The sequence below is a fragment of the Alteribacter lacisalsi genome, from assembly GCF_003226345.1.
Lineage (GTDB): Bacteria > Bacillota > Bacilli > Bacillales > Salisediminibacteriaceae > Alteribacter > Alteribacter lacisalsi.
Genome location: NZ_PDOF01000001.1, coordinates 896,310 through 923,140 on the forward strand (window position 1 = coordinate 896,310; position 26,831 = coordinate 923,140).

The 26,831-nt window shown below is 47.2% G+C and carries 33 protein-coding genes and 1 riboswitch; of the genes, 22 read left to right on the forward strand and 11 right to left on the reverse strand.

Annotated features, from left to right (window positions below):
* Positions 1 to 33 precede the first annotated feature (33 nt).
* The 4 genes from thiE to CR205_RS04410 form a co-directional block, all read right to left on the reverse strand.
* Positions 34 to 702, reverse strand: coding sequence for a thiamine phosphate synthase (gene thiE, locus CR205_RS04395; RefSeq protein WP_110517324.1), 669 nt, complete (start codon positions 700 to 702; stop codon positions 34 to 36).
* On the reverse strand, positions 690 to 1,538 hold the full coding sequence (gene thiD / locus CR205_RS04400) for a bifunctional hydroxymethylpyrimidine kinase/phosphomethylpyrimidine kinase (protein ID WP_110517326.1): 849 nt from the start codon (positions 1,536 to 1,538) through the stop codon (positions 690 to 692). The genes thiE and thiD overlap by 13 nt, the downstream gene beginning before the upstream one ends.
* Before the next feature lie 5 nt (positions 1,539 to 1,543).
* Entirely contained in the window at positions 1,544 to 2,347 is an 804-nt protein-coding gene (gene thiM / locus CR205_RS04405; protein WP_407923541.1) for a hydroxyethylthiazole kinase, read from the reverse strand.
* Positions 2,348 to 2,456: 109 nt separating this feature from the next.
* A riboswitch (TPP riboswitch) is annotated at positions 2,457 to 2,560 on the reverse strand.
* The gene (locus CR205_RS04410) at positions 2,561 to 3,199 is read right to left on the reverse strand and encodes a YktB family protein (RefSeq protein WP_110517330.1); all 639 of its coding nucleotides are present in this window, start codon (positions 3,197 to 3,199) and stop codon (positions 2,561 to 2,563) included.
* A gap of 258 nt (positions 3,200 to 3,457) precedes the next feature.
* Here CR205_RS04410 and CR205_RS04415 point away from each other — a divergent pair, with 258 nt between their 5' ends.
* On the forward strand, positions 3,458 to 3,646 hold the full coding sequence (locus CR205_RS04415) for a hypothetical protein (protein WP_110517332.1): 189 nt from the start codon (positions 3,458 to 3,460) through the stop codon (positions 3,644 to 3,646).
* 142 nt (positions 3,647 to 3,788) lie between these two features.
* A complete protein-coding gene (locus tag CR205_RS04420) occupies positions 3,789 to 4,583 on the forward strand; it encodes an inositol monophosphatase family protein (protein WP_110517334.1) in 795 nt (264 codons plus the stop codon).
* Between the two features lie 36 nt (positions 4,584 to 4,619).
* Here the strand turns inward: CR205_RS04420 and CR205_RS20405 are convergent, their stop codons facing one another.
* The 3 genes from CR205_RS20405 to CR205_RS04430 form a co-directional block, all read right to left on the reverse strand.
* Positions 4,620 to 4,784 carry a hypothetical protein gene (locus CR205_RS20405; protein WP_201745345.1) on the reverse strand — a complete coding sequence of 55 codons (165 nt, stop codon included), beginning with the start codon at positions 4,782 to 4,784 and terminating at the stop codon, positions 4,620 to 4,622.
* A gap of 76 nt (positions 4,785 to 4,860) precedes the next feature.
* Positions 4,861 to 5,214, reverse strand: coding sequence for a hypothetical protein (locus tag CR205_RS04425; RefSeq protein WP_142669860.1), 354 nt, complete (start codon positions 5,212 to 5,214; stop codon positions 4,861 to 4,863).
* A 103-nt stretch (positions 5,215 to 5,317) separates the two neighbouring features.
* Positions 5,318 to 5,503, reverse strand: coding sequence for a DUF5325 family protein (locus CR205_RS04430; protein ID WP_110517338.1), 186 nt, complete (start codon positions 5,501 to 5,503; stop codon positions 5,318 to 5,320).
* A 149-nt stretch (positions 5,504 to 5,652) separates the two neighbouring features.
* On the opposite strand from CR205_RS04430, the gene CR205_RS04435 reads away from it, so the two are divergent.
* The gene (locus tag CR205_RS04435) at positions 5,653 to 6,018 is read left to right on the forward strand and encodes a YlaH-like family protein (RefSeq protein ID WP_110517340.1); all 366 of its coding nucleotides are present in this window, start codon (positions 5,653 to 5,655) and stop codon (positions 6,016 to 6,018) included.
* 56 nt (positions 6,019 to 6,074) lie between these two features.
* Here CR205_RS04435 and CR205_RS04440 read toward each other — a convergent pair whose 3' ends face one another.
* Entirely contained in the window at positions 6,075 to 6,281 is a 207-nt protein-coding gene (locus tag CR205_RS04440) for a YlaI family protein (protein ID WP_110517342.1), read from the reverse strand.
* A gap of 54 nt (positions 6,282 to 6,335) precedes the next feature.
* On the reverse strand, positions 6,336 to 6,692 hold the full coding sequence (locus CR205_RS04445) for a DUF5665 domain-containing protein (RefSeq protein WP_110517344.1): 357 nt from the start codon (positions 6,690 to 6,692) through the stop codon (positions 6,336 to 6,338).
* A gap of 116 nt (positions 6,693 to 6,808) precedes the next feature.
* Here CR205_RS04445 and CR205_RS04450 point away from each other — a divergent pair, with 116 nt between their 5' ends.
* On the forward strand, positions 6,809 to 7,267 hold the full coding sequence (locus CR205_RS04450) for a pyridoxamine 5'-phosphate oxidase family protein (RefSeq protein ID WP_110517346.1): 459 nt from the start codon (positions 6,809 to 6,811) through the stop codon (positions 7,265 to 7,267).
* 315 nt (positions 7,268 to 7,582) lie between these two features.
* On the opposite strand, the gene CR205_RS04455 is transcribed toward CR205_RS04450, so the two are convergent.
* On the reverse strand, positions 7,583 to 8,194 hold the full coding sequence (locus CR205_RS04455) for a YhcN/YlaJ family sporulation lipoprotein (RefSeq protein ID WP_110517348.1): 612 nt from the start codon (positions 8,192 to 8,194) through the stop codon (positions 7,583 to 7,585).
* 164 nt (positions 8,195 to 8,358) lie between these two features.
* On the opposite strand from CR205_RS04455, the gene CR205_RS04460 reads away from it, so the two are divergent.
* From CR205_RS04460 to CR205_RS04550, 17 genes are all read left to right on the forward strand, one after another.
* Positions 8,359 to 9,690 carry a PhoH family protein gene (locus CR205_RS04460; RefSeq protein WP_110517350.1) on the forward strand — a complete coding sequence of 444 codons (1,332 nt, stop codon included), beginning with the start codon at positions 8,359 to 8,361 and terminating at the stop codon, positions 9,688 to 9,690.
* A gap of 297 nt (positions 9,691 to 9,987) precedes the next feature.
* Entirely contained in the window at positions 9,988 to 10,956 is a 969-nt protein-coding gene (gene paaA / locus CR205_RS04465; protein ID WP_110517352.1) for a 1,2-phenylacetyl-CoA epoxidase subunit PaaA, read from the forward strand.
* A 2-nt stretch (positions 10,957 to 10,958) separates the two neighbouring features.
* Positions 10,959 to 11,300 (forward strand): 1,2-phenylacetyl-CoA epoxidase subunit PaaB, encoded by a 342-nt coding sequence (gene paaB, locus CR205_RS04470; protein ID WP_110517354.1) that lies wholly within the window; start codon positions 10,959 to 10,961, stop codon positions 11,298 to 11,300.
* Positions 11,297 to 12,127: a 1,2-phenylacetyl-CoA epoxidase subunit PaaC gene (gene paaC, locus CR205_RS04475; protein ID WP_110517356.1), complete on the forward strand. Its 831-nt coding sequence runs from the start codon at positions 11,297 to 11,299 to the stop codon at positions 12,125 to 12,127. Before paaB ends, paaC begins: the two co-directional genes overlap by 4 nt.
* 24 nt (positions 12,128 to 12,151) lie before the next feature.
* The gene (gene paaD, locus CR205_RS04480; protein WP_407923542.1) at positions 12,152 to 12,655 is read left to right on the forward strand and encodes a 1,2-phenylacetyl-CoA epoxidase subunit PaaD; all 504 of its coding nucleotides are present in this window, start codon (positions 12,152 to 12,154) and stop codon (positions 12,653 to 12,655) included.
* 44 nt (positions 12,656 to 12,699) lie between these two features.
* The gene (locus tag CR205_RS04485; protein WP_110517358.1) at positions 12,700 to 13,008 is read left to right on the forward strand and encodes an EthD family reductase; all 309 of its coding nucleotides are present in this window, start codon (positions 12,700 to 12,702) and stop codon (positions 13,006 to 13,008) included.
* Positions 12,998 to 13,774, forward strand: a complete 777-nt coding sequence (locus CR205_RS04490; RefSeq protein WP_110517360.1) for an enoyl-CoA hydratase/isomerase family protein — start codon at positions 12,998 to 13,000, stop codon at positions 13,772 to 13,774. Before CR205_RS04485 ends, CR205_RS04490 begins: the two co-directional genes overlap by 11 nt.
* Before the next feature lie 14 nt (positions 13,775 to 13,788).
* Positions 13,789 to 14,562, forward strand: coding sequence for an enoyl-CoA hydratase-related protein (locus tag CR205_RS04495; RefSeq protein WP_110517362.1), 774 nt, complete (start codon positions 13,789 to 13,791; stop codon positions 14,560 to 14,562).
* Positions 14,563 to 14,628: 66 nt separating this feature from the next.
* Complete coding sequence (locus CR205_RS04500; protein ID WP_407923559.1) at positions 14,629 to 16,107, forward strand: aldehyde dehydrogenase family protein; 1,479 nt, start codon at positions 14,629 to 14,631, stop codon at positions 16,105 to 16,107.
* A gap of 160 nt (positions 16,108 to 16,267) precedes the next feature.
* A complete protein-coding gene (locus tag CR205_RS04505) occupies positions 16,268 to 17,155 on the forward strand; it encodes a 3-hydroxyacyl-CoA dehydrogenase (protein WP_110517366.1) in 888 nt (295 codons plus the stop codon).
* The gene (locus CR205_RS04510; RefSeq protein ID WP_110517367.1) at positions 17,152 to 18,351 is read left to right on the forward strand and encodes an acetyl-CoA C-acyltransferase; all 1,200 of its coding nucleotides are present in this window, start codon (positions 17,152 to 17,154) and stop codon (positions 18,349 to 18,351) included. The genes CR205_RS04505 and CR205_RS04510 overlap by 4 nt, the downstream gene beginning before the upstream one ends.
* 595 nt (positions 18,352 to 18,946) lie before the next feature.
* Positions 18,947 to 19,837, forward strand: coding sequence for a phenylacetic acid degradation operon negative regulatory protein PaaX (paaX, locus tag CR205_RS04520; protein ID WP_201745346.1), 891 nt, complete (start codon positions 18,947 to 18,949; stop codon positions 19,835 to 19,837).
* A gap of 175 nt (positions 19,838 to 20,012) precedes the next feature.
* A complete protein-coding gene (locus CR205_RS04525) occupies positions 20,013 to 20,570 on the forward strand; it encodes a methyltransferase family protein (RefSeq protein WP_110517371.1) in 558 nt (185 codons plus the stop codon).
* Between the two features lie 20 nt (positions 20,571 to 20,590).
* On the forward strand, positions 20,591 to 22,090 hold the full coding sequence (locus tag CR205_RS04530) for a phytoene desaturase family protein (protein WP_110517373.1): 1,500 nt from the start codon (positions 20,591 to 20,593) through the stop codon (positions 22,088 to 22,090).
* A gap of 899 nt (positions 22,091 to 22,989) precedes the next feature.
* Entirely contained in the window at positions 22,990 to 23,328 is a 339-nt protein-coding gene (locus CR205_RS04540; protein ID WP_110517377.1) for a PadR family transcriptional regulator, read from the forward strand.
* Positions 23,325 to 23,960 carry a DUF1129 family protein gene (locus CR205_RS04545; RefSeq protein ID WP_161524672.1) on the forward strand — a complete coding sequence of 212 codons (636 nt, stop codon included), beginning with the start codon at positions 23,325 to 23,327 and terminating at the stop codon, positions 23,958 to 23,960. The genes CR205_RS04540 and CR205_RS04545 overlap by 4 nt, the downstream gene beginning before the upstream one ends.
* Positions 23,961 to 23,992: 32 nt before the next feature.
* Positions 23,993 to 24,832 (forward strand): SDR family NAD(P)-dependent oxidoreductase, encoded by an 840-nt coding sequence (locus tag CR205_RS04550; protein ID WP_110517381.1) that lies wholly within the window; start codon positions 23,993 to 23,995, stop codon positions 24,830 to 24,832.
* Between the two features lie 264 nt (positions 24,833 to 25,096).
* Here the strand turns inward: CR205_RS04550 and CR205_RS04555 are convergent, their stop codons facing one another.
* Entirely contained in the window at positions 25,097 to 25,609 is a 513-nt protein-coding gene (locus CR205_RS04555) for a gamma carbonic anhydrase family protein (protein WP_110517383.1), read from the reverse strand.
* Between the two features lie 63 nt (positions 25,610 to 25,672).
* Between CR205_RS04555 and CR205_RS04560 the strand changes: the two genes are divergently transcribed.
* Positions 25,673 to 26,662, forward strand: coding sequence for an NAD(P)H-dependent flavin oxidoreductase (locus CR205_RS04560; RefSeq protein ID WP_110517385.1), 990 nt, complete (start codon positions 25,673 to 25,675; stop codon positions 26,660 to 26,662).
* Positions 26,663 to 26,831: the final 169 nt, after the last annotated feature.

Consider the following 26,831-nt stretch of genomic DNA (forward strand, 5'->3'; position numbering starts at 1 on the left):
TCCGGCATCCTTCTGCCGGGGGGGGGAAATGGCTTACCGGCTTTTCGAGTCTTTAAAAAGCGATGTAAGCTCTACTGCCGCCTGATAGGGGGATGGCGCCATTGTAATAGCTGATATGACGGAGAGCCCGTCAGCACCTGCCTCAATAACTTCTTTCCCGTTCCCGGCATTGATTCCTCCAATAGCTGCAACAGGAATATCGATGCCGTTTCTCCGAATTTCAGTGATCCATTCCGGTCCGGACTCCTTTTTGGCATCGTCCTTAGAACCCGTTTTATAAATTGGACCGGCTCCCAGGTAATCTGCACCGGCTTCGACAGCGGTATACGCCTCTTCAACAGTATGCACAGAAACACCAAGAATTTTATTTTTCCCGGCTTTTTTTCTAACTTCAGCTGCATCTTCATCGTCCTGTCCGACATGGATACCGTCTGCATCAATCTGAAGGGCAAGGTCAACATCATCATTAACAATAAACGGGACACCAGAGTTTCTGCATTGTTTCAGCAGCTGCATCGCGAGTGCTTCCTTCATCTGACCTTCCATAGCACCTGGACCTTTTTCCCTGAATTGAAACAAAGTAATGCCGCCTGCGATGGCTTCATTTAAAACAACAGGCAGTGGAGAAGAAGTGTCTTTGCTGCCTGCAATCAGATAAACCTTGAGCTTTTCACGGACGAATGCGGGATCTAGTCCTCCCATTGCCTTACCTCCCCTGCAAGTACGGCTGCTTCATTAGGAAACTGGCGCAGAGCACCGTGATGAGTCGGACCAAAGCCGTTTCCAAGCGAAGTTGTATGTGCAATAGCCATCTGGACAAATACTTTGGCATTTTTCACGGCCTCAGTAACAGTCTGACCAAGTGCCACCTGTGCTGTAATAGCAGCCGCGAATGTACAGCCGGTCCCGTGTGTATTTTTTGAATCTATTCTAGGCAGTTCAAAAAAAGTAAATGTCTCTCCGTCAAATAACATATCAATGACATTAGTTGAATCAGAAGCGTCGGCATGTCCTCCTTTTATGACCGTATACCTGGCACCGGCGTTATGAAGAATGCGGGCTGCCTCTTTTCTGTCACTGATTGTACGGATCGTTTTTCCGGTCAGAACCTCTGCTTCTGGTATATTAGGTGTAATGACATCAGTAACAGGCAGGAGCTGCTCCAATAGGGCAGTATGGGCTTCCTCTGTAAGCAGGTGATCACCGCCTTTGGCAATCATTACCGGATCTACGATGATGTTTTTCCATTTAAATTTCTTAATGGCGTGAACAACAGTTTCAATCCGCGCTTCGTCAAACAGCATGCCTGTTTTTACAGCATCAATGGTAAAGTCGCTCCCGACCGAATCAAGCTGTTGTTGAAGTCCATCGATCTCAACAGGATACACACCCTGTACTCCTTCAGTATTCTGCGCTGTAACTGCTGTAAGCGCACTCAGACCAAATACCAGATGTTCCTGAAATGTTTTTAAATCCGCCTGAATCCCTGCGCCTCCTCCTGAATCGGAGCCGGCAATCGTCAATGCCGTTCTGTTCATCGCTGTTACTCCTCCTTTTTAGAACGAAAATTCTGTTTTAATTTATTGTCCTCAATGGTGCCGAGCTGATCAAGGAAACTGATCTGAAAAGATCCTGGCCCGCTGGACTGACCTGCAGCAGTTTCTGCTGCGATGCCGTAAAAACCGAGAGCGCAGACCGCCGCTTCAAGAAGGTTGTCACTCCCAACCGCACAAAAAGATGCAAGAACAGAGGTCAGAAGGCAGCCAGTACCTGTTACCTTTGTGAGTTCCGGTGTACCATTAAACACAGAGTATACCGAATCACCGTCTGTTACCACATCTGTTTCACCGGTTATCACCACGTTCGTACCAAACATACGGGCTGCCTTTTTGGCAATTTCAGCTGCGTTTTCCCGAGTGTCTTTTGAATCGACACCTTTCATCTCAATCTGCTCTCCTGTCAGGTTACTAATTTCCCCGAGGTTTCCTCTCAAAAACGTAATTTCAAGCTCTTCCAGAAGGCGTCTTGATGCGTCTGTCCGGTATGGAGTGGCTCCGGCGCCTACTGGATCAAGAAACACAGGAACACCTTTTCTGTTGGCTGCCTTGCCGGCGAGAAGCATGGCTTCCACCTGTTCTGCTGTCAGCGTGCCGATATTCAATACAACTCCTGCGGCAATGCCTGCCATATCCTCAACTTCCTCTTTTGCGTAAGCCATAACAGGGGAGGCACCAAGAGCATAAAGCCCGTTAGCGGTAAAATTCGTAACAACGACATTCGTCATATTGTGGATGAGAGGCGATTTACTTTTAATTTCCTGCCTAAGCTCGATGACTTTCTGATCCATTTTGTTCATCCTTCCTTTTATTAAGGTGGTTTTTTACTCCTTCATCGCTCCGGTATAACATGAAAACAAAAAGCGCCATTTCCTAAAAAGGGAAATGGCGCATTCCGGACCGCTGCCGTTCCCACTTTCCTACGCCAGTTTCATCTGGATCAGGTTCAAAGGGATCAACATCCTCGTTGTCTCAGCCTAAGAAAGGCACCCCCAGTGGTTCATTTATTTTTCTTCTGCCTGCCGGGCAATCCGGTAAAGAGGCAGGACAGTTTCAAACGTCTGTTCAACCTTCCTGAGAAACTGGTCTTTGTCAGCCAGCACAGGATCGGTTCGGGAAAAGTGCTTGCCGCAGAGGAGTTCAGCCTTTTTAACCGTTTCGAGGCGGTCCAGAAGGGCTGCAAAATCTTCGTCAGAAAGGTTACTTTGAGCGACAGCTTCCGGTTTTGTATGATCGGCTGACCAGACAAAATCAGTTGGTATATGACTGATCAGTTCCTCTTTCTGTTCTTTCAGCAGGCGGGCAAACGTTCCTTTAACAGGGGATTCATAAATAACGGCAAACCAGACAAATACGTGTGAGCCGAATAATCCAATCTGAAAATGAGGAAGTTTTTTATAGCCTCGTTTACTATGAGCGACTGCTACCCACGTATCATCCGGCGGATTTACTTTTCTCCGTGCGTGTTTTGCAACATGGGGAAACATTTCCTCTCCTGTTTTGTTGGTAAACCACGCTGCAAAATGGTCGCCAAGATCCTCGAGTTTTGGACGAACTGTTTCCTTAATGGCTTCCATTCTGGGCTCAAGGCCTTCGATTGAAAAGACGTCAAAATCTTCTTCAGTAAAACCGTGAAATCGCATCTGCATACTGCTCCTTCCGTCAGAAAGGTGTTGGTCTGACTATATGTGGATAGTTTATCACAAGAGGGTAGCTTTTAAAAAAATTGCGCATCTGTGAGCACCATTGGTTTAACTTGACGAGAAAAGTGGAATGAAAAAAATAAATCAAATAATTTGTTGCAACATGAGGATTATATTCATAAAGTATAGTAATCCATAACACGACGCGAACAAGTATCGTTGGTCGCGAAAACATAAAACGAAAAGGGGTGTGGAGAAATGGAAAAAGTCATTCAAACGTTAAAGCGAAGAGACGGCGAACGACGCATACCAGTGCTGAAAATGGAAATTGACTACGAACTCCAGACGCTCTTTGACGCCATGCAAGCCAGCGATCAAAAACAAGTCGAAAAGAGTAAACGAATCCTGGAGAGACTTCGAAACGAACTTTTACGACTCGAAGCCTAAAATGAAAAAGCCAAAAAATGAGCCTTGCCGGGTTCATTTTTTTTGCCGCCTGAAATGCAGATAATAAAACATCCAATTTGCATTAAACCATTTGGATAGGATAAATTTATAAAAGCACCAGGAATCAGAGGAGGCATTCATAATGAACAGAGAAAACCGCAGGAACCTCTACGACACAGCAGTAAAATGGACCAAAGAAGCTGGATTGCATATCCGGGAAAAAATGGCCAATACATACAATGTTGATACGAAGGCACATCAGCATGACCTTGTAACAGATGTGGATCGCTCTGTTGAGCAGTTTTTCAGAGATAAAGTAAAGGAAACTTACCCTGATCACCGAATTATGGGTGAAGAAGGACTTGGGGAGGACGTGCACGATCTTAACGGTACCGTTTGGATCATCGATCCCATTGATGGCACGGTTAACTTTGTCCATCAAGGCTGTTATTTTGCTGTTTCCATCGGGATCTTTCACGATGGCGAACCAGTAGCCGGGGTTGTTTTTGATGTTATGTCAGATGAATTGTTTTCCGCTCTTGCCGGTGAAGGGCTTTGGCTGAATGAACAATCCCTGCCGAGGCTTGCGGAGAAAGCGATAGAAGAATCCCTTCTCAGCTTTAACAGCGGGTGGCTGATGAAGGACAGACGACTTGAGGAACTTGTGAATCAGTCAAGAGGGATCAGATCATATGGGGCAGCAGCACTGGAAATGGCTTATGTCGCCTGCGGCAGGATTGAAGCTTACATTAGTTTTAACCTGGCCCCATGGGATGTGGCTGGAGGATATGTGCTCATTCGTGAAGCAGGGGGCACCGTATCGAACTTCAAGGGAAATCCCCTTACCTTTCTCAAAAAGGACACGCTCCTGGCTGCAAATGCCAATGTATATACAGAAATTACAGAAATCCTGGATGGAATGGATCAACAGAATTAACGAATAAAAGCTGGCCCTGCATGGGGCCAGCTTTTATTACTTTGGTTCATGGTTTTGATCTTCGTAGGCAATAAGTAATACATCTCTGCCCGTTTCGGCACGGAGGCGTGACTCGAACGCCTGTAGCTCGTTCAGCGTTTCCTCATTGAGTTCAGCTGCCGGGTATTGATCATTCTGAAAAGGTACGTTGCGCTCATTCATACGGGGACCGCTCTCCTTACGTTTGAAATCAGTCACCACTAGTGTCTGTTCACTTATCAAAACGTATACGTAAATGTCAGTTAAGTCCCCACACAAGATTCATTGTTAGCGTGCAGCAGCGTGGAAATGTCTGAGCATCAGACTGAAGTCTGAAAGTTACAGAAGTTGGTGTGTAAGATGTTTCGACAACTGACGGAACACCTGTTGATTCCACGAGACGGTCAACTTCATCATCATTACCGGACTGAGCAGCATTGATCAGACTGTACATGAGTGGAGGAGACGCATAAAATCGGCTGAGCATGTAATATCCGTGCCGAAGAAGGGTATAATTTGCCGCCAGAGATTCCTGAAAGGCGGAAACATCAACCGGAGGATACGATGGTGCCGGAGGATACCGGTTATATCCATATAGGTGCAAAACTTTCACGACCTTCCATACTCATTTCGTTTATTTTATTCATACAGCAAGTTCGAGGTGAGGAGGAAAGACCTTAAAACGCCTTCTGAGGGCGTTTTTTTCCAGCGTGCTGTCACCGGTGGTCAGATGCAAAATTCTTTTTGCGTATAGTAAGTCCGATCGCTACACTGACCAGTGCAGTAACAATGGACAATATGACAATAAGCCAGCTGCTTTCGGCCAGTCCGATCCCGATTCCGGCAACGCCGCAGGCAGTAAAAACGGCTACAATAAAAATAGGCCAGTTAAACGTTTTCATCTTAAGGGACACTCCTCTCTTTCACTAACCTCAGTTTACCGGAAAAAGTGCTTTTTGAAAAGGAATCGGGACATTTCCGGCTTTACCGGTTATGTGATATAATGGGCATGTTTTGATCAGATATTCACCCTAACTGGAGGTTAGATTAGATGCTTTACGCAGCTCCTGCGCAACAGACCGACTTTGATGTGTCACCGATCGCCCAATTCCTTGGCGGATCGAACCCTGAAAACTTTGCAATTGTATTTCCAATTCTTTATGTAATCGTTACAGTACTCACCATTCTTGTTTTCAATCTTGGTTTCTCAAGAAAGCTTCCGCTTTTCAAAAACATTATTGTCTATACGGTAATGCTGATCGGAAATGTCCTGCTTACGGTACTGGCCCTGTTTTTGCCGATGGCAGAATCACTTATTGTGGCTGCCGTAGTCCTGGGAATCTACAGGTTCCGCATGAAAGGCCGTCACTCAGAAAATCAGGAAAACACTCCTGAAGCAGATAATCGGGTAAAATAATGCACTTTATAAAAGCTTCCTCTAATTCCACTAATAGAAAAGACGAAGACGAGCGCTCAGATCAGCCACTCGTCTTCGTCTTTTTTTTCTTCATACGTTTTGAAGTTTCCGGTATCTTTTCTTTCCTGGGTTCGTTTTTCAATTCTTTCGTAGCACGGATCACACATATACGTATGAATCGGCCGATTTCTGAGCCGTTTTGCCAACGGTGAATAGTCTTCAATATTTTCCACTATATTACACAGCACGCACTGAACTCTCATTGGGCACCTCGATTAGTCTCTGTTTTCTACAGTATAACATGTTCGATGTGAATGTTAACGGTTAGAATCCTGATTCGCATTGACGTATTGCAGAAGAGTATTAATCCAGTCTCCTATAAGAGGGAGGTCGACAAACTGCCTGAGAAAAAGACCTAGGAGTGAGAGGACTAGAACCGTTCCGATGGTAAGTCCGAGGCCTCGGCCAATGCCAACCAGCACGTTCAGCCAGAAAATTCTGTGAGGACTCGTGTAGTTCAGAAGGATATCCCGTACTCTCGCCCGTTCAAGAGCATAAGTGATTTTATCGAATTGGTTTTCAAGCTTTTCAGCTTTATCCAGACGGCGGGTATACTGTTCCAATTGCCTGACCATGGTTTCCAGTTCTTCTGCATGTTCACGTTTTTTTGTCATAAATACCTCCTGTCACAGTAGGGGATCACCATTTTTGAGTCCCGGCTGATCGGCAGTTTAAAGATCAAATAAAAACAGGTATAGTATAGATATATTGGATAAAGGAGGCGATTATTTTGGCAAATCAGGTTGAAACTTCTCTCTCGGAAGAACTGCTTCCTCTTTTACAGCAGGAGCGATTCGTAACCATTGCAACGGTTGATTTTGAGACGAAAGGACCGAATGTAAATGCCATCTCCTGGGTTTATGCCCCTGATGAGCAGAGTGTCCGGTTTTCGGTTGATACGAGATCGAGAATCGTTGAAAACATCCGAAACCAGCCGCTTGTTACAATAACTGTAGTCGGAGCCGGTTCTACATATTCCATTACCGGACATGCAGAGGTGAAAGCTGACCGACTGGAGGAAGTTCCTCTTAAACTTGCCCTGGTTGAAATAAAAATTGATGAAGTCAGGGATGTTATGTTTTACGGTTCACGGATTTCCCAGGAACCAAAGTATGAAAAAACGTACGACAAAGAAGCTGCAGATAAACTGGATCGTCAGGTACTGCAGGCGATGCAGGAATTCGAATAGGAAAATAAGACTGTCTGAAAAGGGTGTTCCTTTCGGGCAGTTTTGTTTTTTATCAGCCTTTTTATAGCTGTATGTAAATGCTGTGTTCGGATAGGTTGTTGCTATTAACAAGATTTTTTATGGAGTGGAAAGCGGCGACTCCCATAGGAAAAGTAACAGTTAAAGACCCCGGAGGGTGGTTTTCCCGAGGAGGCTGAGGCGTTGCCTGTGGAAAGCCTCCACCTGAAGCGCAATAAATCAACAATTCTTCCGAATACAGCCATGTAAAAAGGATGTCCCCTCAGGGGTATTCAGCCCCGGGACACCCCCTTGTTTTCAGTTACCCTTTACTTCTTTTTTTCGTCCTTTGCTCTGTTTGTTCTGAATATCATCGATTTCACGCTGATCCTGCCCTTCAAGGCGGTCATCGTTAGCATTACTCTCATCTCCGTCGTTATCTTTGCGGTGTTCAGGTCCCGGTGCAACTGGGATGATCCGTCCTACAATGGCGGCAAGTTCCTCCATAATTCCTGCAACAGGGTGACCTGCGGCAATTTCCTGCTGCATCTCTCCAAGGCGGGCTGTAATATCAGGATCTGCTGTTACCAGAGCCTGGGCACCGTAAGGGTCGTCCTGAAGTGCTTCAGCAGCAGAGTATTTTACAGCGCCGGCCTCAGACTGATCCATATGCTCGTCAAGGTCAAGTCCCACAACCGCATATGGCCCGAGAACCACTGCTGTTGCATGGTTAACTTCAGGGAGCTTTGTACAAATGTTTGCAAGATGATTAGCTATTTCGTTGGCACTGTGGCCGTCCCATTGATTATATTCCTGATTTCCGGGCTCGTTTACAGACTGACCTTCCAGGTTGTCATCGCCATTACCGCCAGTTTGACAGCCGGCAGATGCAACGGAAAGCACGAGCATTCCCATGAATAACTTTTTCACTTGAATCCCTCTTTTCAAAAGGTGTTTTACCTATTGTTTGTTTTGGCGTCTATCTTTATTCTCATACACATACATTTAGAGTAAACAGACGCCAAATAAGTAGATAATCCGTTCAATCATTCAGGCAGCTGACTACATTCTATCTGGAACCAGGAGGCGAGAAGTTGAGAAACGTTTACGTCCTCGATACCAATGTCCTGCTTCAGGATCCGTTGGCCATTTACTCCTTTCATGAGCATGATGTGATAATACCGGCAGTCGTTTTGGAAGAAGTGGACTCAAAAAAACGATATATGGATGAGATAGGAAGGAATGCCCGCCAGGTTGCAAGACTGCTCGACGAGTTTAGAGAGAAGGGGAAACTTCATCTCGGCGTGCAGCTCCCTTCCGGAGGAACACTTACCGTGGAACTGAACCACCGTTCCTATGAGAAAATGAAAGAGACATTTCTTGAAGTAACAAATGATAACCGTATATTAGCAGTCGCTTTAAATTTTAAAATAGAAGAAGAAGAAAAGCCGGCAGGGGGAAGAAAAGTCGTGCTGGTAAGTAAAGATGCCCTTATGAGGGTAAAGGCAGACGCTCTTGGCTTGTTTACAGAGGACTTTCTCAGTGACCGTGTGGTTCAGTTTGACCGGATGTACCGAGGGTACGATGAAAAGTATCTGGCTCCGAAAAAGATGGATGAGCTCTATGTGAAACGAAAGCTTCCTAAAAAGGAATTTACGCGGAATATTACCCAGCCGCATCAGTTTTTTATCTTCCGGGACGAAGCAGCGCCTTCCCGTTCGGCACTCGGGAAAATGGACAGGGATAATGAACATGTAAGCCTGTTTGTTCCAAGTGATGATCCGGTTTGGGGAATCAGACCGCGGAATGTACAGCAGAGGATGGCGCTTGATCTTCTGATCCGGGATGATATCCCCCTGGTTACGCTGGCGGGAAAAGCAGGCACGGGGAAAACGCTCCTGGCTTTAGCGGCAGGGCTGTATCAGACTGAGGATCTTCAAAAATATAAAAAGCTTCTCGTGGCCAGACCTGTTGTTCCAGTGGGCAAGGACATTGGTTTTCTTCCCGGTGAAAAAGAGGAAAAACTCCGCCCCTGGATGCAACCGATATATGACAATCTTGAATATCTGTTCAATGCGAAAAAACCAGGCGAACTGGATAAAATACTCGCAGGTATGGGCTCCATTCAGGTGGAAGCGCTCACCTATATCCGCGGCCGAAGTATACCGGATCAGTTTATTATCATTGATGAAGCACAGAACCTGACCAAACATGAGGTGAAAACGATTCTTACCCGTGTCGGGGAAGGAAGCAAGATTGTTCTGATGGGAGATCCAAAGCAGATTGATCATCCTTATCTGGATGAATATACAAACGGCCTTACGTACGTGGCAGAACGATTGAAGTCACAAGGGGATACCGCTCATGTAAAGCTGGAGAAAGGAGAGCGTTCCGGTCTGGCCCAAATGGCAGCCGATCTTCTCTGACTGTTGCCTTGCGGCTTTCTGCTCACCAGCTTAATTGTCTTGAGCAGCCATTACAATGACACCGCGTAAATTTATAACAGAGGGTGATCCGAAAGTGATACTTTCACTTACGGGCGCCCTCTTTATTGTGTATTTTTTTGTCTGCGTATGTGAAGTGTCATGCAAATTACTTTCATACAAAAATATTGTTGCCAGTTATAAGAGTGCAAGAGAATTAATTTTCTGATAATGATTGATTTTTGTATTGCATTAAAATATAATGGCGTTAAGAAAACGTTATACCAAGGAGGAATCGGTATGGTGCTGGAAATGACACGGGACCTTTCCTACGAAGAGAAGTATGAACGCTTCATGGAGCGGATTGAAGCAGGAGAACGGATAGAGGCAGAAGACTGGATGCCAGACGATTACAGAGAGGCGCTTATCAGACTGATTAGTATGCATGCTGTGAGCGAAATTATGGGAGCGCTTCCAGAAAAAGAATGGACACCTAAAGCGCCGACACTCCACCGCAAGCTTGCGATTATGGCGAAAGTACAGGATGAAATGGGCCATGGACAACTGCTGCTTCGGGTTGCAGAGGATCTAATGAAACCGCTTGGAAAGAACCGGGAGGATATTCTGAAGGATCTTTTCAGCGGCAGACTGAAGTTTCATAACGTCTTTCATATGAAAGCACCAACCTGGGGAGACGCGGGGATCATTGCCTGGCTTGTCGACGGGGCAGCGATTATTACGCAGAGCATGTCCCTTAACAGCTCATACGGACCTTATGCCCGCGCCCTGCAGCGTATCTGTGCAGAGGAGGTTTTTCACGCCCAGCACGGGGAGAGCATCATTCTGGCTCTGGCTGAAGGAACCGAAGAGCAGCGGAATATGCTTCAGAAATCACTGACAGAATGGTGGCCTGCGCTGCTAATGTTTTTTGGTCCGAAATCGAAAGAAAATGTGGGTAAGTCCCACGTAAATAAAAACATTAAGTACAAAATCAGAACGAAAACCAACGAAGATTTACGACAGGAATTTTTTAATAAATATGTCCCAAGAATCAAGTCTATCGGTTTGGAAATACCGGATGAGACGATGCACTTTGATGAGGAGAAGGGCGAGTGGATCTACCAGCAGCCTGACTGGGAGGAATTTAAAAAGATCGTTACCGGCCACGGGCCAATGTCAGTAGAGCGGCTTGATCTCCGCCGTGATTCATATGAAAACACCCAGTGGGTGCGTGACGCACTCTCCTCACGCGTAACAAAGGAGGAGTAAACATGGATCAGGAAAAGAACGGAAATTTCTATGAAGAATATGAAGTGTTCAGTAAAAGGAACCAGATGGCAGCCTTTCAGCACCAGTTCAGCCTTCTGGCGCCGAACCGGGAAATGGCTTTGATGATGGCCAAGGAAAACTTTCTCCGCCGGGAACCCTGTGTAAACATCTGGGTTGTAAAACGAAGTGATATTACCGGTCTTGCAGAAGAGGAAAGACAGATTCTTTCCCGTCTGGATAATAAAAAATACCGCGAGACTGCCGGCTACGGATATTTGAAAAAGAAGTGGCGGCAGTATGAACAGGAACAGTTCACTGAAAAGAATCTGCTGAAGGAAGGATGATCCGGGTGACATTTGAAAATGCAGAATCAATCAAACTAAATCGTGACGCTCTGGGGGCGTGCAAGGTTTTGCTTTATCAGCTTGCAGATGACGATTTTCTTCTGGCCTACCGCGGGTCAGAATGGCTCGGCCTTGCTCCCCACATAGAAGAGGACGTTGCTTTTTCTTCGATCAGCCAGGACACGATGGGACATGCAGTCATGTATTATCAGCTGCTCGAGGAACTTGGAGAAGGCGAAGCAGACAGAATCAGCCATCTGAGAACGCCTTCCGAGTTTCAAAATGCTATCCTCCTTGAAATGAAAAACGGGGAAGGAAGCTATATTGAAAAGCCGGATTATGACTGGGCATTTGCTGTTGTGAGAAACCTGTTCTACGACTATGCAAAAGCGATCCGGCTCCAGTCACTCAAGCAGTCGTCATATCAGCCTCTGGCACATATGGCCAGACGGATCATAAGCGAGGAATATTATCATCTGATGCATTGGGAAATGTGGTTCAGACAGCTGATGACGAGTACACCTGAAGCCAGAGAGCGGATGGAAAATGCTGTCCGGCGTGTATGGAACGAGTTTGGCGGCGTGCTTAGCCTCGGACCTGAAGGTCAGAAAATAACCGGAGCAGGACTCATTGAAGCCGAATCCTTACTGACGGAACGCTGGCTTGAAAAGGTAAGCCGGATTCTCGATGAAACCGGATTTAATCCTGAAGGGGAACCGGGGATGAAAACAGGCAACGGCAGGGCCGGTGAGCACACAGAAGATCTCGATGAAGCACTTGCGATTCTGTCTGAGGTTTACCGAAAGGACCCGGCAGCTTCCTGGTAGAAACCAGCATGAAAGGGTGGTTGTATGGTGATTGAGAAAACAGAAATGGAAGAGGCCATCCGCCTCGCCCTGCAGTCAGTGAAAGACCCGGAAATCCCGTCCATCAGTGTCGTTGAACTTGGCATGATTGCCAGTGTGGACTGCAGCGACGGTAAAGCTCTGATCAAAGCCACACCGACCTTTGTGGGGTGTCCGGCCCTCGACATCATTAAACGTTCTGTTGAAACCGCTGTCATGGAGGTTGAGGGTGTCAATGAGGCAGAAGTTAAATACGTCTACGATCCTCCATGGACTACGGATGCCATCAGCAGTGAGGGGAAGGAAAAGCTCAAGGAATACGGAATTGCTCCGCCACCGGCCAGCCATACGCCGGGAGAGCCATGGAAAATTGACTGTCCTTACTGCGGATCGTTATACACCACTATGGAAAACATTTTCGGGCCGACCGCCTGCAGAAGCATTCTTTACTGTAAAAGCTGTAAGAATCCGTTCGAAGCGATGAAACCGGTAGCCGATCTCGATTTTTAGACTCGGAATGCCGGACAAATATAACCTTGAGAGGATGAAGCATAATGGTAAAACTGATTGCACTCTACAAACACCCTGAGGATAAGGCAGCATTTGATGATCATTACTTCAACACACATACTCCGATTACGAAAAAAATTCCGGGACTCCGCAAAATGGAAGTTACCAGAGTAGTCGGCTCTCCTATGGGAGAAAGCGAGTATTACCTGATGTGTGAAATGTATTATGATGACAACGATTCTCTGAAAAAAGCAATGAAAACTGACGAAGCAAAAGCCAGTGGAAAGGATCTGATGGGATTTGCCGGCAACCTGGTCACGCTTATGATCGGGGAAGAAGCAAATGAAGACTGAGAATACGATCCGGCACTGGACGGAGGGTGAAGTAGGTGTGATTCAGCTTCACCGTCCGGACGTGTATAACGCCCTCAACCGTCAGATGGTTGATGAAGTGGTGGAGCAGCTGTTTCATTATGACCGGGATAACAAAATTAAAATTATGGTTTTAACCGGTGATGAAAGGGCTTTTGCGGCAGGAGCGGATATTGAGGAAATGGCGGACGATGATGCTGTCAGTCTGGAGCTGTTGAATCAGTTTGCCCAGTGGGATCGGCTGTCATATATCAAAAAACCGGTAATCGGGGCTGTTAACGGTTTCGTGTTCGGAGGCGGATTTGAACTCGCCCTGAACTGCGACCTTCTTTTCGCCTCGGAAACAGCTGACTTCCGTTTTCCGGAAGTTAACCTTGCCGTCATGCCGGGCGCGGGCGGCACCCAGAGACTGACGAAGCTTATGGGCAAAACAAAAGCGCTCGAGTATCTTTGGACAGGGGATTCGATTCCTCCGAAAGAGGCACTCAGGTACGGAATTGTCAACCGTCTTATTGCACCGGAACTTGTGATGGAGGAAACGATGAAGTTTGCACACCGGCTTGCGGAGCAGCCGCCGTTGTCCCTGCGTCTGATCAAGGAAGCGGCGAATAAAGCGGTTGATCATCCGCTTCAGGAAGGGATGGAGCTTGAAAGGAAAAACTTCTATCTCCTGTTTTCATCGGCTGACCAGAAAGAAGGCATGCAGGCGTTTCTCGAAAAACGTAAACCGCGGTTTACAGGAAAGTAGAGAGGAGTAAAAACATGTTTGAAACAATCGAGTATCGTGTTGAAAACCATGTTGCCTGGATTACACTGAACCGGCCGGACAACCTGAACGCATTCACCGAGCAGATGAATAAAGAAATAATTAAAGCGTTCAGGAATGTGCGAAAAGACGAGCAGGTCCGTTCTGTCGTCATTACCGGCAGCGGTAGAGCATTTTCGGCAGGGGAGGATCTCGCAGGTGTTCATGAAGATACTGATCACGCCGAATTCCTCCGTAATCGTTACAATCCGATGATCCGTGAGATGGCGGCACTTGAAAAACCTATCATCGCTGCAGTGAACGGCGTTGCTGCAGGAGCGGGAATGAGTCTGGCCCTTGCTTCGGATTTCCGCCTCGCTTCGGAAAAAGCCAGTTTTGTTGAAGCGTTCATTCATATCGGGCTCGTACCCGATTCAGGGAATCTTTTCTATCTCCCGAGACTCGTTGGTCATGCGAAAGCGATGGAACTGGCTGTGCTTGGAGAAAAAATTAAAGCAGATGAGGCTAAAAACATTGGCCTTGTCACCAGTGTCTCTCCTGAAGAGCAGTTTATGGATGATGTAAAGCAGTTCGCCGAGCGGCTTGCATGTATGCCGACAAAAGCAATTGGTCTGATAAAAAGATACTTATACAAAAGCTGGGATCATGATTTAAACGATATGCTTGAATACGAAGCATACGCCCAGCGGACAGCGGGGCAGACAAAGGATCATAAAGAAGGAATAAACGCCTTTTTCGCCAAGCGTACACCGGAATACTCCGGTAAATAACATAAAAATCAGTTGGAGGGATCGATCGTGAAGAGTGTAGAAGAAAAGCAGATCGGCAGCGAGACAATGAAGCGAGACATGTACCAGATGGTGATTAACGGGGAATCCACCAGCAGTTCATCCAATGATACGTTTGTGACTTACAATCCCGCTACAGGCAAGCCCCTTGCTGAAGTGGCAAAAGCAGGCGTTGAAGACGTAGATCGTGCGGTTGCAGCTGCAAGACAGGCTTTTGACAAAGGGAAATGGAAGCGTTTCCCTGCAGGGAAGCGGGCACGTGTGCTGAATAAAATTGCAGGAATTCTACGTTCCCGTTTTAATGAAATCGTTGAACTTGAAGTGCTTAACAGCGGCAAAAGCCTCGGAGCAGCCCAGGGGCAGGTCATGGCATCCATTGAAGTGTTCGAATTTTATGCAGGGGCGATTAATACAAATACCGGTTCGGTGAACAATGTTCCAGGAGGATTTTTAAACTACACACAAAAAGAACCGATTGGCGTAGCAGCTCAGATTATTCCCTGGAACTATCCGTTCATGATGGCTTCATGGAAAGTGGCACCTGCAATTGCTGCAGGATGTTCGATCGTTTTAAAGCCGGCGAGTCTTACACCGCTCACAGCCATTATTCTTACAGAGATCTGCCATGAAGCAGGTGTACCTGAAGGCGTAGTCAACGTGCTCACAGGCCCGGGTTCAACAGTAGGTGCTGCACTGATTGACCATGAAGGCGTTGATAAGGTTGCTTTTACCGGGGAGACGAAAACAGGGAAAAACATCATGGCAAAAGCTTCTGAGTCATTGAAGCGGGTCACTCTCGAACTGGGGGGCAAGTCACCGAGTCTTGTTTTTGCCGATGCAGATCTCGATGCTGCGGTTGACGGAAGTCTGTTTGGAATCTTTAACAATAGCGGCCAGTCCTGTGAAGCCCGTTCACGTCTGTTTGTCCATGAGGACATTTATGATGAGTTCCTTGAGAAATTCACAGCGAAGACGAAAAAGCTTCAGGTCGGCAATCCTCTTGAAAAAACGACACACCTTGGTTCCATTATCAGCCAGGATCAGGTAGCTGTGATTGATGGCTTCGTCCAGCGTGCGGTTAAGGATGGTGCGAAAGTGGTGACTGGCGGCGAGCAGATTCGTCCTGAAGGACACGAGGAAGGCTTCTGGTACGCACCGACAATCATGACTGACGTCACAAACGATATGGAAATTGCCCAGGAAGAAATCTTCGGGCCGGTTGTCGTTGTAATGCCTTTTAAGGACGAAAAAGAAGGTCTTGCAATGGCGAACGATTCCAAATACGGACTTGCGGCAGCGGTATGGACCAAAGATCATGGTACTGCTACACGAGTAGCCGGAAGCCTGCAGGCCGGCACAGTGATGATTAACTGCCCAATCTCTGTTTTTGCCGGCACCCCGTTTGGCGGCTACAAGCAGTCCGGCATCGGACGTGAAGTGTGTGCAGAAACGCTGGACCTTTATACGGAAACGAAAAGTGTCCTGTCCTATTCAGGCAGCCGTCATCTAAACCTGTTCGGCATTTAGGAAGGCAGACCGGTAAAGAAGCGGAGCATGGCTCTCTGCCGGGATTCTTTACTCACCTGACACATATTGATGGGGGCGCTGATAAAGGCGCTCCCGCTTTTTTTACCAATTAACGAAATCACAGTTAATATTAATAAAGAAGCAAATACAGGAGGTACTCATGAATACGAATTATAAACTAGTCAGACATATTACCGTAATTGGCTCCGGTGTCATGGGCCGGGGAATTGCCTATGTCAGCGCGGCAGCGGGATTTTCCACAATTCTCGTAGATATTAATGAACAGGCACTTGAGGCAGCAGCCGGTGAAATAAGAAAAACTTTTCAAAAAGGTGTAGAGAGGGCAAAAATCACTGCTGAGGAGGCAGAATATGCCCAGGAGAGACTCCGCTATACAAATTCCATAAATGAAGGGGCTGCTGAAGCAGATCTGATTATTGAAGCTGTACCGGAAAATCTGGATATAAAGAAGGCTGTTTTTCAGCAGCTGGAAGAGGATGCTCAGGACTCCTGTCTCTTTGCCACCAATACGTCAACCATGAGTCCGACAGAAATCGGCTCATTTACATCCCGCCCGGAGCGTACTATTGCCATGCACTTTTTTAACCCGGTTCATAAAATGCCGCTTGTAGAGATCGTTCGCGGTCTTGAAACGAGTGACCAAACAGCCAAGATTGCTGAACAGACAGCAAGACAGATGGGCAAGGAAACCGTCGTTGTGAATGAATTCCCGGGCTTTGTCACCAGCAGAATCAGTGCCCTGGTAGGAAACGAAGCGTTTTACATGCTTCAGGAAGGTGTCGGAACGCCTGAAGAAATAGACCGGGCCATTAAGCTGGGACTGAATTATCCAATGGGGCCCTTCGAGCTGGGTGATCTGGTCGGTCTGGACACACGATTGAACAATCTTAACTACCTCCATAAGACATTGGGAGAAAAATACCGTCCTTCGCCGCTGCTGGTTAAGTACGTAAAAGCCGGACGTCTTGGCAGAAAAACCGGAAAAGGTGTTTATGAATACACGAGCAGGAAGGAGGAGGTCCGATGAAAACAGCGGTCATAGTAGATGCCGTCAGAACGCCAATCGGAAGATACAAAGGCGCTCTTAAGTCGGTCCGCCCGGATGATCTGGGGGCTGTTGTTATTCGTGCGCTGCTCGATCGTAATCCGGCTCTTCGACCGGAAGATATTGAGGAAGTCGTTATGGGAAATGCCAACGGGGCGGGAGAAGACAACAGAAACGTAGCGAGAATGTCTGCCCTTCTTGCAGGTCTCCCTGTTGAAGCAGCCGGGACGACTGTGAACCGTTTGTGCGGCTCGGGACTTGATGCGGTCGCGTATGCAGCCCGTGCCATACTTGCGGGAGAGGGTGACGTATTTATTGCAGGCGGAACAGAGAGTATGACCCGTGCCCCATTCGTAATGGCAAAGCCGGAAAGAGATTTCCCCCGAGGTGATATGACTATTCATGATACAACAATTGGATGGCGGTTTGTAAACACAAAGATGAAAGAAATGTACGGTACGGATTCAATGCCTGAAACGGCAGACAATGTGGCAGAGCGGTTTAATGTGACCCGTGAGGATCAGGATGCCTTTGCCTACCAGAGTCAGATGCGGGCAAAAGCAGCGATGGAAACGGGACGGTTTGCTGATGAAATCGTACCCGTAACGTGGCAGGACCGTAAAGGAAATACGGTTACTGTGGATACTGATGAACATCCCAGACCTGAAGTGACGCCCGAGAAGCTTGCTGCACTCCGCCCCCTTTTCGAAGGCGGTTCCGTAACAGCAGGTAATGCATCAGGTGTAAATGATGGCGCTTCCGTCCTTCTGGTGATGAGCAGGGAAAAAGCGGACGCTCTTGGTCTTGAACCGCTTGCCGAATATGTGACTACAGCAACGGCGGGTCTTGAGCCCGCAATTATGGGAACAGGGCCAGTTCATTCTACAAAAAAGGCGCTTGAACGGAGCGGATTGACCGTGGGAGATCTGGGATTAATAGAGCTTAACGAAGCTTTTGCATCCCAGTCTGTTGAATGTGTCCGCCAGCTCGGTCTTTCGGAGGAGATTGTGAACGTTAATGGCGGAGCGATCGCATTTGGTCATCCTCTAGGTGCGAGTGGAGCCCGTATTCTTACAACGCTTGTTCATGAAATGAAGCGGCGTAATGTGGACTGCGGATTGGCAACCATGTGTGTCGGGGTCGGTCAGGGTATAAGTATGATTGTAAGAAAACCTTAAACAGCATTCCAATCCTGTGACGAAATTGCAGTCGTGCGTAAAATTTACATCGGATTAGTTTTCCGCTATAATGTGTAAACATTAACAAAATGAGTATCCCTTTGAGTCAGCAGAGTCCCTAATCCTCCATTTATATAACAAGCGAAGCTGCAATCCAGGAGCGAGACTCCTGCGGCAGTGAAGAGCGTTTACATCTCGATTAAGCTCCGATTTGCTTCGACACAGCGAGCCTCGTAGCTTTGCTTGAAGAGGAAGAAGCAGATTGGCCAGGCGAGACCCCACAATGCAAAGCATTAGGAGGCTTGCCGGCACCGCCGCGGGAAGCGAGCGGATGGCTTGCAGTGGAGATCTTACTGACAGATGGGATAATCATTTTAAAAAACTGTATAAGTGAGTATACCTTTTGTCAGAAAATGTTTGTAATGCCCTCCTGCACGCCGGGAGCGAGCGGGACTCCCGAGACATTGGGGACAGTCACTCCGGCACTGCGGAAAGCAGGCGATGGCATGCAGCAAAGCTTTGCGAAACTGACGGACGGATATACTCACTTAAAGCTGTCTGTGCGGCGCATCAGGAAAGAGAGAAGGTTTATGGTATGGAAGAGAGTCTGAACACAAGATCAATGATATTTACCCTTTATGGGGACTATATCCGGCATTACGGCAATGAGATTTGGATCGGAAGTCTAATTCAGCTTCTGAAGGAATTCGGTCATAACGAACAGTCTATCCGGGCAGCCATTTCCCGTATGAACAAACAGGGATGGGTGCAATCGAGAAAGGAAGGGAACAAAAGCTTTTATTTCCTTTCAGACAGAGGTGTCAGCAGGATGGATGAGGCGGCCGAAAGGATCTTTAAGCTTAGAAATGACAAATGGGACGGAAAATGGCGGATGCTTTTGTATACCATTCCCGAAGCAAAGCGAAACCTGAGGGATGAACTTAGAAAAGAGCTCGTCTGGAGCGGGTTCGGGACTTTGTCCAACAGCTGCTGGATTAGTCCGAACCGTCTTGATAAACAGGTGGAAAACCTGATTGCTAAATACGGAATTGAGGACTATGTGCACTTTTTTGTTTCCGAGCACAAAGGGCCGCGGACGAGCAGGCAGGTAGTTGAGGAAAGCTGGAACCTGGATGATATTAATAAAAGGTACCAGTCGTTTATTTCCACTTATAGCGAAAAATTTATTATTGATAAAAACAAGATAGAAAAAGGCAGCATGCCTGATGGGGAATGCTTTGTAGAGCGGACCAAGCTTGTACACGAGTACCGGAAGTTCCTTTTTGTGGATCCGGGGCTCCCTGATGAACTCCTACCCGACCAGTGGCTTGGTGTATATGCTGCGGCCCTTTTCAGTGACTATTACCGCGCTCTTGCAGAGCCGGCAAGTCGTTTTTTCGAATCAATCTTCCGGGAAGGCAACGAGATTACCAGGCGGAGCAGGGAGTACAATGCGTTTTCACATCCGCTGATGGTAAATGAATAGGGAGTTTGGAGCCTGGGAGGACATATGTCTTTCCGGGCTTTTCCGGCTATAAGGTGTTTTTCTTACAGAAGAAGGAGAAGCCGGTTGCGCCGGCGAATGTTTTACAGGATTATAATGTATCTGGAAAGGGTATCCAATAGGAGCGGCTTTTTTAAACCGGAGAGGGGGGGACCGCTTGATTCTGGACATCCTGTTCTTTTTGATTACTGCAGTGTGGCTTTTGGAATTTGTTCTTTTCAGAGACCGTAAACCGAATGAAGGAACAAAAAGGGAAAAACGGTCCTTTCGCTGGATTGTCGCTGCAGTTGCCGTAACGATTTTCATCTCTGTAGTAAGCAGAGAAAGCGTGTTTATTGTACTGCCGGATCACAGTATGTTTGCAGTATCGGGGCTTCTGATTTACAGTTTCGGCGTTTTACTCAGGTACTGGGGAATCCTGGAACTCGGTAGAATGTTCTCCCGTGATGTAGCAGTGGAATCCGAGGTTGATCTGGTGAGTTCCGGTCCCTACCGGAAACTCAGACACCCCCTGTACACGGCACTTCTGTTTTGTACTGCAGGTATTGCTTTATTTATGGGCAGTGCTGCCGGGCTTGCGGCCGTTATTGTTTTCGTACTGCCGGCACTGGTTATGAGGATGAGGCTTGAAGAGCGCATGCTTATTGAAGTTCTTGGAGACGGGTACCGGTCATGGTGTTCTTCACGTTACCGGTTTATTCCTTATCTTTACTAAATATTAGAGGAGGAAAGTGGATGGGAAAAAAACGCGTGGTGGTTATTGGTGGAGGACTTGGCGGCCTTTCGGCTGCAATAAGACTTGCGGCTGACGGGCATGAAGTGAAGGTGCTGGAAAAAAACGAGCGTGCCGGCGGAAAACTGAACCAGCGCTCGGGGAAAGGATTTACCTTTGACACCGGCCCCTCGATTCTTACAATGCCCTGGGTACTGGAAAAACTGTTCAAAAGCGCAGGGAAAGATCTATCCGATTATATGACGATCACCCGGATTGAGCCGGGCTGGCGTTCTTTTTTTGAAGACGGGACCAGATTGGACATGGTAGCGGATATCCCTCAGATGCTTCATGAACTCCGCAGTGTGAATCCAAAAGATGCATCAAAATATTTTGACTACCTCCAGTACGCACATGAAATGTATGAACTGTGTAAAAAGAGTTTCTATAAAGAGAGTATTTCCGGACTGTCAGAGCTTCGGCAGCTGCATTCCTTAAAAGAACTTCTCGGATTCGATCCGATGCGGACGGTGGCAGAGGGCACATCCAGATATTTTGAAGACAAGCGCCTGCAGCAGATGTTTAACTTTCTGGTGATGTATGTAGGCTCATCCCCTTACCATGCACCAGCGGTTCTGTCACAGCTTGCCTATGTCCAGCTAGGTATTGGTGTGCATTATGTGGAAGGCGGAATGTACAACATTGCCCGCGGTATGCTCAAGGTTCTTGACGAGCTTGGTGCCGAGGTTGTGACTGAAGCGGAAGTTACACGGATCGTAACGGAAGGGAAAGAAGCAACCGGAGTGGAGCTGGCAGACGGTTCAGTGGAACATGCGGATCTGATCGTATCCAATCTTGAAGTGATTCCTGCTTATGAATCTCTTCTTGAACCGGCTGTAAGTATGAAAAAAGCCGCCGAACTGGAAAAGACTTTTATACCGTCCGTATCCGGACTGGTCCTTCTTCTGGGCGTGAATAAAAAGTATCCCCAGCTTGCACACCATAATTTCTTTTTTGCAAATGATATGGAACAGGAGTTCCGTCAGATTTACGATGAGGGGATTCCAGCTGATGATCCTACGGTTTACATTGGAGTATCTGCAAAATCCGACCCCTCCCAGGCACCTGAAGGCAAAGAAAATCTGTTTGTCCTGACCCATGTTCCGCCCCTTAAGAAAGGAGAATCGTGGGAGAAGTATCGGGAAGACTACCGTGAGAAAGTCATTGCTAAACTGGAAAGGCAGGGGCTTACAGGACTCAGGGAAGCCATTGAATTTGAGTATCAGTTTATTCCTGATGATCTTCAGAGTCTCTATGGTCCCAATGGCGGTTCCATTTACGGAATTGCAGCAGACAAGAAGAAAAACGGCGGGTTTAAGGTTCCAAGTAAAAGCGACCTGTACGACAATCTCTATTTTGTAGGCGGCTCCACCCACCCAGGCGGCGGGGTGCCAATGGTAACATTATCAGGACAGCTGACTGCTGATCTGATTCAGAAAAACCTGGCTGAAGTTAAAGCGTAATCGCAGACTCCCTGGTCCAAGGACCGGGGAGTTTTCATTTTATTAAGGATATGTTAAAGCTTGATGCTGATTATTCAAAAGTTGATTGCAGTGAACACGCGACACTCCTGCTGGAACAGCGCCGGCTGAAGACCCCGCAGGGGCGATTTTCCCGAGGAGACTGAAGCGGTGCCCGTGGAAAGGGAGCGCGTTCGCTGCAATCAACAATTAAATTTAACATAGACTATTAAAAAAGAGGATACCGCAGTCTTTTCTGCGGAACTCTTTTTTATTTGCAAGAGGAATCGGGACATAATGCAGGATTGGAGGGTGTTACGTCTCGATCGGAGAGGAATCGGAACATAATGCAGGATTGGAAGGGTGTTACGTCTCGATCGGAGAGGAATCGGAACATAATGCAGGATTGGAAGGGAGTTATGTCCCGATTGGAGAGGAATCGGAACATAATGCAGGATTGGAAGGGTGTTACGTCTCGATCAGAGAGGAATCGGGACATAATGCAGGATTGGAAGAGAGTTATGTCCCGATTGGAGAGTTTTCGAGACCTAACTCAGAATTCAGAAGGAGTTACGTCCTGAATGGAGAGTTTTCGAGACCTAACTTAGAATTCAGAAGGAGTTATGTCCCGGTCGGAGAGGAATCGGGAAAACACTCAAAATTCTCCTAGTGTGGAACTATATGGCCTCTATTAAATAATGCAGCAGCAAGACATACTTGTATGGTGTCCGGTACGAGGCCTAACCTCAATACAACCGCATCTTTTGCATTGACTCGAAACCCGGGCCATGGTAGAGTTGCAACAGTATCATGTTTAGCAAGGTACCGGGCGGTGACCAATCCAGCCCTTTTTTATCACCATGATACCTTGTTTAACAATATACCGATGAAGAGGTGACACAATGATCTCAAAAAGTCAGATGCTGAAAGGAATTCTTGAAGGCTGTATTCTGGCCCTCATTAATGATAAGCCTGCTTATGGTTATGAACTGTCGGTCCTGCTTGGTAAAAAAGGACTGGGAACCATTAGTGAAGGATCGATTTATCCTGTGCTGCTTCGACTGCAGAAAGAAAAGCTTATTGAGGGGAAAATGGTCCGGTCCAGCAGCGGCCCGAGCAGGAAATATTATGTGCTTACTGACAGTGGAAAACAGGCTCTGACTGCTTTCCGCCGGGAATGGAACGATCTCCAGAACGGAGTAGAGAAAATTTTTACAGAATCAAAGGAGGAGAAAAGGTGAACATACATGAACTGATCAAACAAAACCGCGACAGATCAAAACAACTGACCGGGGAACATGACGTGTTCTACCGTGAACTGAACGTGTATATAAACTCAAGTGATGCAGATGGAAAAGCAGCCCAGGAACTTCTTAGTGAGATTGCAGATCATTTGATTGAAGCCCAGCGTGAAGGAAAAACACCGGAAGACCTGTATGGCAAAAATCCGAAAATGTATGCAAGGGATCTGGTCGAGCAACTTCCGAAAGAGAGCCTGAAAGTGAAGATGTTAACCATAACCTATGCAGGATTTTTTGCAGCCGGTATTCTTCTTGCACTGAATGGGGTCTTGAAACTTTTTCTGCCGTTTATGTTCACAGCGTCCTTCCTGCTGTTGATCCCGGTGCTTCTGATTGGCGGATTTGCAACTCTGCTGACCCTCAGGCTGATGAAGTACAGTGCTTTTACCCGATTTAAGGTTCCCTGGCTGGCGCTGCTGCCCCAAGCAGTGTATATGGGAATTCTGGTGTGGCTGCTGCTTGACTACCGCCATCTGTTCACTTCCTACGATCCGGAATGGTACATTTATCTCGTAACGGCCGCCGCATGTGCCGGTATCGGACTTGCAGTAAAAGCACGGATGCCCTACTGATGAATTGAATTCTTTCAGAATAGGAGTCAGCTATGAAGAGTAAAACCGTTTTTATTACAGGAACAAGCAGTGGTTTTGGACTGGAGACAGCTGTTTACCTTGCTGAAAAAGGCTTTCGTATCATCGCAGCTATGAGAAATTATTCTAAAGAGAATCTTCTGGAGCAAAGAGCAGCGCTCAGCGGTGTCAGTGACCGGATTACAGTAATGGAACTGGATGTAACGGATCCTGCCCAGATTGAAAGAGTGAAAGAAGAGGTCCAAAGCCGTTTTGGTGCACCTGATGTAATCATTAATAACGCCGGTTACAGTAAGGGGGGGATTACTGAAACCCTTACTTATACAGACTGGGAAGAGCAGCTGAAAACGAATGTGCTGGGAACTGTGGCAGTGACGGCGGCTTTTCTGCCCATGATGAGAGAGGCGGGAGGAGGTAAAATCATTAATCTCGGCAGTATCAGCGGGAGATTCGGGTTCCCTGCACTGGGGCCATATGTAACTTCGAAAACGGCTCTGGCAGGCTGCAGCGAGTCCCTTCGTCTTGAACTTCTCCCTCAGAATATTTATATGAGTCTCATCGAAGCAGGGTCATACAAAACGGGAATCTGGGAAAAAGGAATGAACGCTGCGAATCTTGAAATTCCTGAGAGCTACCGCGGAACCCTCGAGTCGATGTATCGGATGGCCGAACATTCTGCTCACACAGCTTCAGATCCACAGGAGGTTGTGAGACTGATTGAAAGGATCTGCACGGTGAAAAAACCCCGTTTCCGCTATCAGACAGGCCGGGGGGTCCGTACACTTATTTTCCTGAAAACCTTGCTGCCCTGGCCGGTTATCGAGTGGTATGTGAAGATAAAACTGACTAAATAAAAGGCTCTGTTAAAGCTCAATTTTGATATATCTATCGTTGATTGAAGCTAACGCGGGAAACTCCTGCGGGAACAGCGCCGGCTGAATACCCCGCAGGGCGGTCCTCCCGAGAAGGCTGAAGCGGTGCCCGCGGAAAGGGAGCGCAGGGAGCGGAAATCAACAACAGATATTAACAGAGCCAAATAAAAAAAGGCTGCTTTCTGGGCAGCCTTCTTCCTGAATTAAATGCCTGAGTCAACGAAGAGAGCGTTTCTTAAGAGCAGTCTATTTCAACTGATCCTTAAACTCTTTTCCTTTCTGGCAGTATGTATCGATGGTCAGCCTGATCAGTTCGTAATCAGCGTCAGTCAGCTCCCGGACGACTTTCCCGGGGGAACCGAGCACGAGGGAGCGGGGCGGGATTTTCTTACCTGAAGGAATAAACGTATTGGCCCCTACGAGAGACCACTCGCCGATTTCCGTTCCGTCAAGAATGGTTGCTCCCATGCCGATCAGGGCACCCTGACGGACCGTGCAGCCGTGAAGAATAACATTATGACCGATGGATACTTCGTCTTCAAGGATGAGAGGAAACTTGTCATACAGATGCAGAGTGGAGTTATCCTGAACGTTGCACTTCTTCCCGATCCGAATGGGAGCCTCGTCTCCTCGAAGTACGGCATTAAACCAGATGCTTGATTCCTCCCCGATGGTCACATCCCCGATAATATGGGATCCCGGTGCCAGAAATACACTTTCGTGAATCTCTGGGGTCTTATTATTGTACGGATAAATCATAGAAACGCCTCCTGTGAATATGGTAGACTCAAGTATAACATTTTTTTAACGGAGGGAGAAAAAATGAATAGAGTTGCTCGGTTATTACATATAAAGTATCCGATTTTTCAGGGGGGGATGGGGAATATCAGTCATGCAGAGCTCACAGCCGCGGTATCAAACGCCGGCGGACTCGGCACTCTCGGCGCCGGTACGATGAGCCCTGAGGAGGTTGAAGCAAAAATTCAGAAGGTGAAAGAACTGACTGTAAATCCATTCGCAGTAAATCTTCCAATTCGTGTTCAGCCATTCGCTGAAGACATTGTGCGGATCATTCTTGATCACCAGGTCCCGGTGGTCAGCCTCTCTGCAGGAAATCCAAAACTGCTTATTCCCGTGTTTAAGTCAGCGGGCATCAAGGTTATCGTAGTTGCAGCCTCTGTCAGACAGGCTGTGAAGGCAGAAGAAGCAGGAGCAGATATTATTGCAGCAGAAGGGTATGAAGCTGCAGGAATAAATTCAGCTCATGAAACAACAACGATGACGCTGATCCCTCAGATTTCCGACAGGATTTCCGTTCCTCTTGTTGCTGCCGGCGGCATCGGTGACGGGAGAGGTCTTGCTGCTGCATTTTGTCTCGGTGCTGAAGGGGTTCAGATGGGAACGCGGCTCATTGCCACAAAGGAAGCGCTCGTCCATGACGCTTATAAGAAGGCGATGCTCGATTCAGATGATACGGGTACTGTCATTACAGGCCGGACCACAGGAAAAATCCGACGTCTTCTTCATACTCCTTATGCAGAAATGCTTCTCCGTAAGGAAGCAGAAGGAGTGACCGCGGAGGAATTTGATCGTATGACAGATGAAAAACGCCACGTAACAGGTGCGATTGAAGGGAAGCTGGAAGAAGGTCATCTTAATGGGGGTCAGATAGCCGGACTGGTAAGGGACATTCCTTCTGTCAGGGACCTGCTGGAAGAAATGATCAGTCAGGCAGAAGAAACAAATCGTAGGGCGCAGACCGCTTTAAAGCTTAAAAGCGTTGATGTGACAGGGGATAAGCAAACCAAATAATGAAAAAGGACCACCTGAACAGGTGGTCCTTTTTTCTGCATTATTTTTTAAGAAACATATTTCAGGAAGATCTGTTCGGGCAAATCTGAAAATTATGAAATGTCATTGACCGATCTATAACGCAATGTTATTCTATCGTTATAGATACGTCATTAAAATAGGGGGATTG

What these genes read in the sequence shown, in the direction of transcription:
- CR205_RS04415 (WP_110517332.1), top strand. Translation starts at nt 3,458, where the DNA reads ATGGAAAAAGTCATTCAAACGTTAAAGCGAAGAGACGGCGAACGACGC.
- CR205_RS04510 (WP_110517367.1), top strand. Translation starts at nt 17,152, where the DNA reads ATGAAAACAGCGGTCATAGTAGATGCCGTCAGAACGCCAATCGGAAGA.
- thiE (WP_110517324.1), bottom strand. Translation starts at nt 702, where the DNA reads ATGGGAGGACTAGATCCCGCATTCGTCCGTGAAAAGCTCAAGGTTTAT.
- CR205_RS04440 (WP_110517342.1), bottom strand. Translation starts at nt 6,281, where the DNA reads ATGAGAGTTCAGTGCGTGCTGTGTAATATAGTGGAAAATATTGAAGAC.
- paaD (WP_407923542.1), top strand. Translation starts at nt 12,152, where the DNA reads ATGGTGATTGAGAAAACAGAAATGGAAGAGGCCATCCGCCTCGCCCTG.
- thiM (WP_407923541.1), bottom strand. Translation starts at nt 2,347, where the DNA reads ATGGATCAGAAAGTCATCGAGCTTAGGCAGGAAATTAAAAGTAAATCG.
- CR205_RS20405 (WP_201745345.1), bottom strand. Translation starts at nt 4,784, where the DNA reads ATGAATGAGCGCAACGTACCTTTTCAGAATGATCAATACCCGGCAGCT.
- CR205_RS04430 (WP_110517338.1), bottom strand. Translation starts at nt 5,503, where the DNA reads ATGAAAACGTTTAACTGGCCTATTTTTATTGTAGCCGTTTTTACTGCC.
- CR205_RS04505 (WP_110517366.1), top strand. Translation starts at nt 16,268, where the DNA reads ATGAATACGAATTATAAACTAGTCAGACATATTACCGTAATTGGCTCC.
- CR205_RS04490 (WP_110517360.1), top strand. Translation starts at nt 12,998, where the DNA reads ATGAAGACTGAGAATACGATCCGGCACTGGACGGAGGGTGAAGTAGGT.
- CR205_RS04420 (WP_110517334.1), top strand. Translation starts at nt 3,789, where the DNA reads ATGAACAGAGAAAACCGCAGGAACCTCTACGACACAGCAGTAAAATGG.
- paaB (WP_110517354.1), top strand. Translation starts at nt 10,959, where the DNA reads ATGGATCAGGAAAAGAACGGAAATTTCTATGAAGAATATGAAGTGTTC.
- CR205_RS04410 (WP_110517330.1), bottom strand. Translation starts at nt 3,199, where the DNA reads ATGCGATTTCACGGTTTTACTGAAGAAGATTTTGACGTCTTTTCAATC.
- CR205_RS04560 (WP_110517385.1), top strand. Translation starts at nt 25,673, where the DNA reads ATGAATAGAGTTGCTCGGTTATTACATATAAAGTATCCGATTTTTCAG.
- CR205_RS04435 (WP_110517340.1), top strand. Translation starts at nt 5,653, where the DNA reads ATGCTTTACGCAGCTCCTGCGCAACAGACCGACTTTGATGTGTCACCG.
- CR205_RS04445 (WP_110517344.1), bottom strand. Translation starts at nt 6,692, where the DNA reads ATGACAAAAAAACGTGAACATGCAGAAGAACTGGAAACCATGGTCAGG.
- CR205_RS04555 (WP_110517383.1), bottom strand. Translation starts at nt 25,609, where the DNA reads ATGATTTATCCGTACAATAATAAGACCCCAGAGATTCACGAAAGTGTA.
- paaC (WP_110517356.1), top strand. Translation starts at nt 11,297, where the DNA reads ATGATCCGGGTGACATTTGAAAATGCAGAATCAATCAAACTAAATCGT.
- CR205_RS04500 (WP_407923559.1), top strand. Translation starts at nt 14,629, where the DNA reads ATGAAGCGAGACATGTACCAGATGGTGATTAACGGGGAATCCACCAGC.
- CR205_RS04485 (WP_110517358.1), top strand. Translation starts at nt 12,700, where the DNA reads ATGGTAAAACTGATTGCACTCTACAAACACCCTGAGGATAAGGCAGCA.
- CR205_RS04495 (WP_110517362.1), top strand. Translation starts at nt 13,789, where the DNA reads ATGTTTGAAACAATCGAGTATCGTGTTGAAAACCATGTTGCCTGGATT.
- CR205_RS04540 (WP_110517377.1), top strand. Translation starts at nt 22,990, where the DNA reads ATGATCTCAAAAAGTCAGATGCTGAAAGGAATTCTTGAAGGCTGTATT.
- paaA (WP_110517352.1), top strand. Translation starts at nt 9,988, where the DNA reads ATGGTGCTGGAAATGACACGGGACCTTTCCTACGAAGAGAAGTATGAA.
- CR205_RS04550 (WP_110517381.1), top strand. Translation starts at nt 23,993, where the DNA reads ATGAAGAGTAAAACCGTTTTTATTACAGGAACAAGCAGTGGTTTTGGA.
- paaX (WP_201745346.1), top strand. Translation starts at nt 18,947, where the DNA reads ATGGAAGAGAGTCTGAACACAAGATCAATGATATTTACCCTTTATGGG.
- CR205_RS04530 (WP_110517373.1), top strand. Translation starts at nt 20,591, where the DNA reads ATGGGAAAAAAACGCGTGGTGGTTATTGGTGGAGGACTTGGCGGCCTT.
- thiD (WP_110517326.1), bottom strand. Translation starts at nt 1,538, where the DNA reads ATGAACAGAACGGCATTGACGATTGCCGGCTCCGATTCAGGAGGAGGC.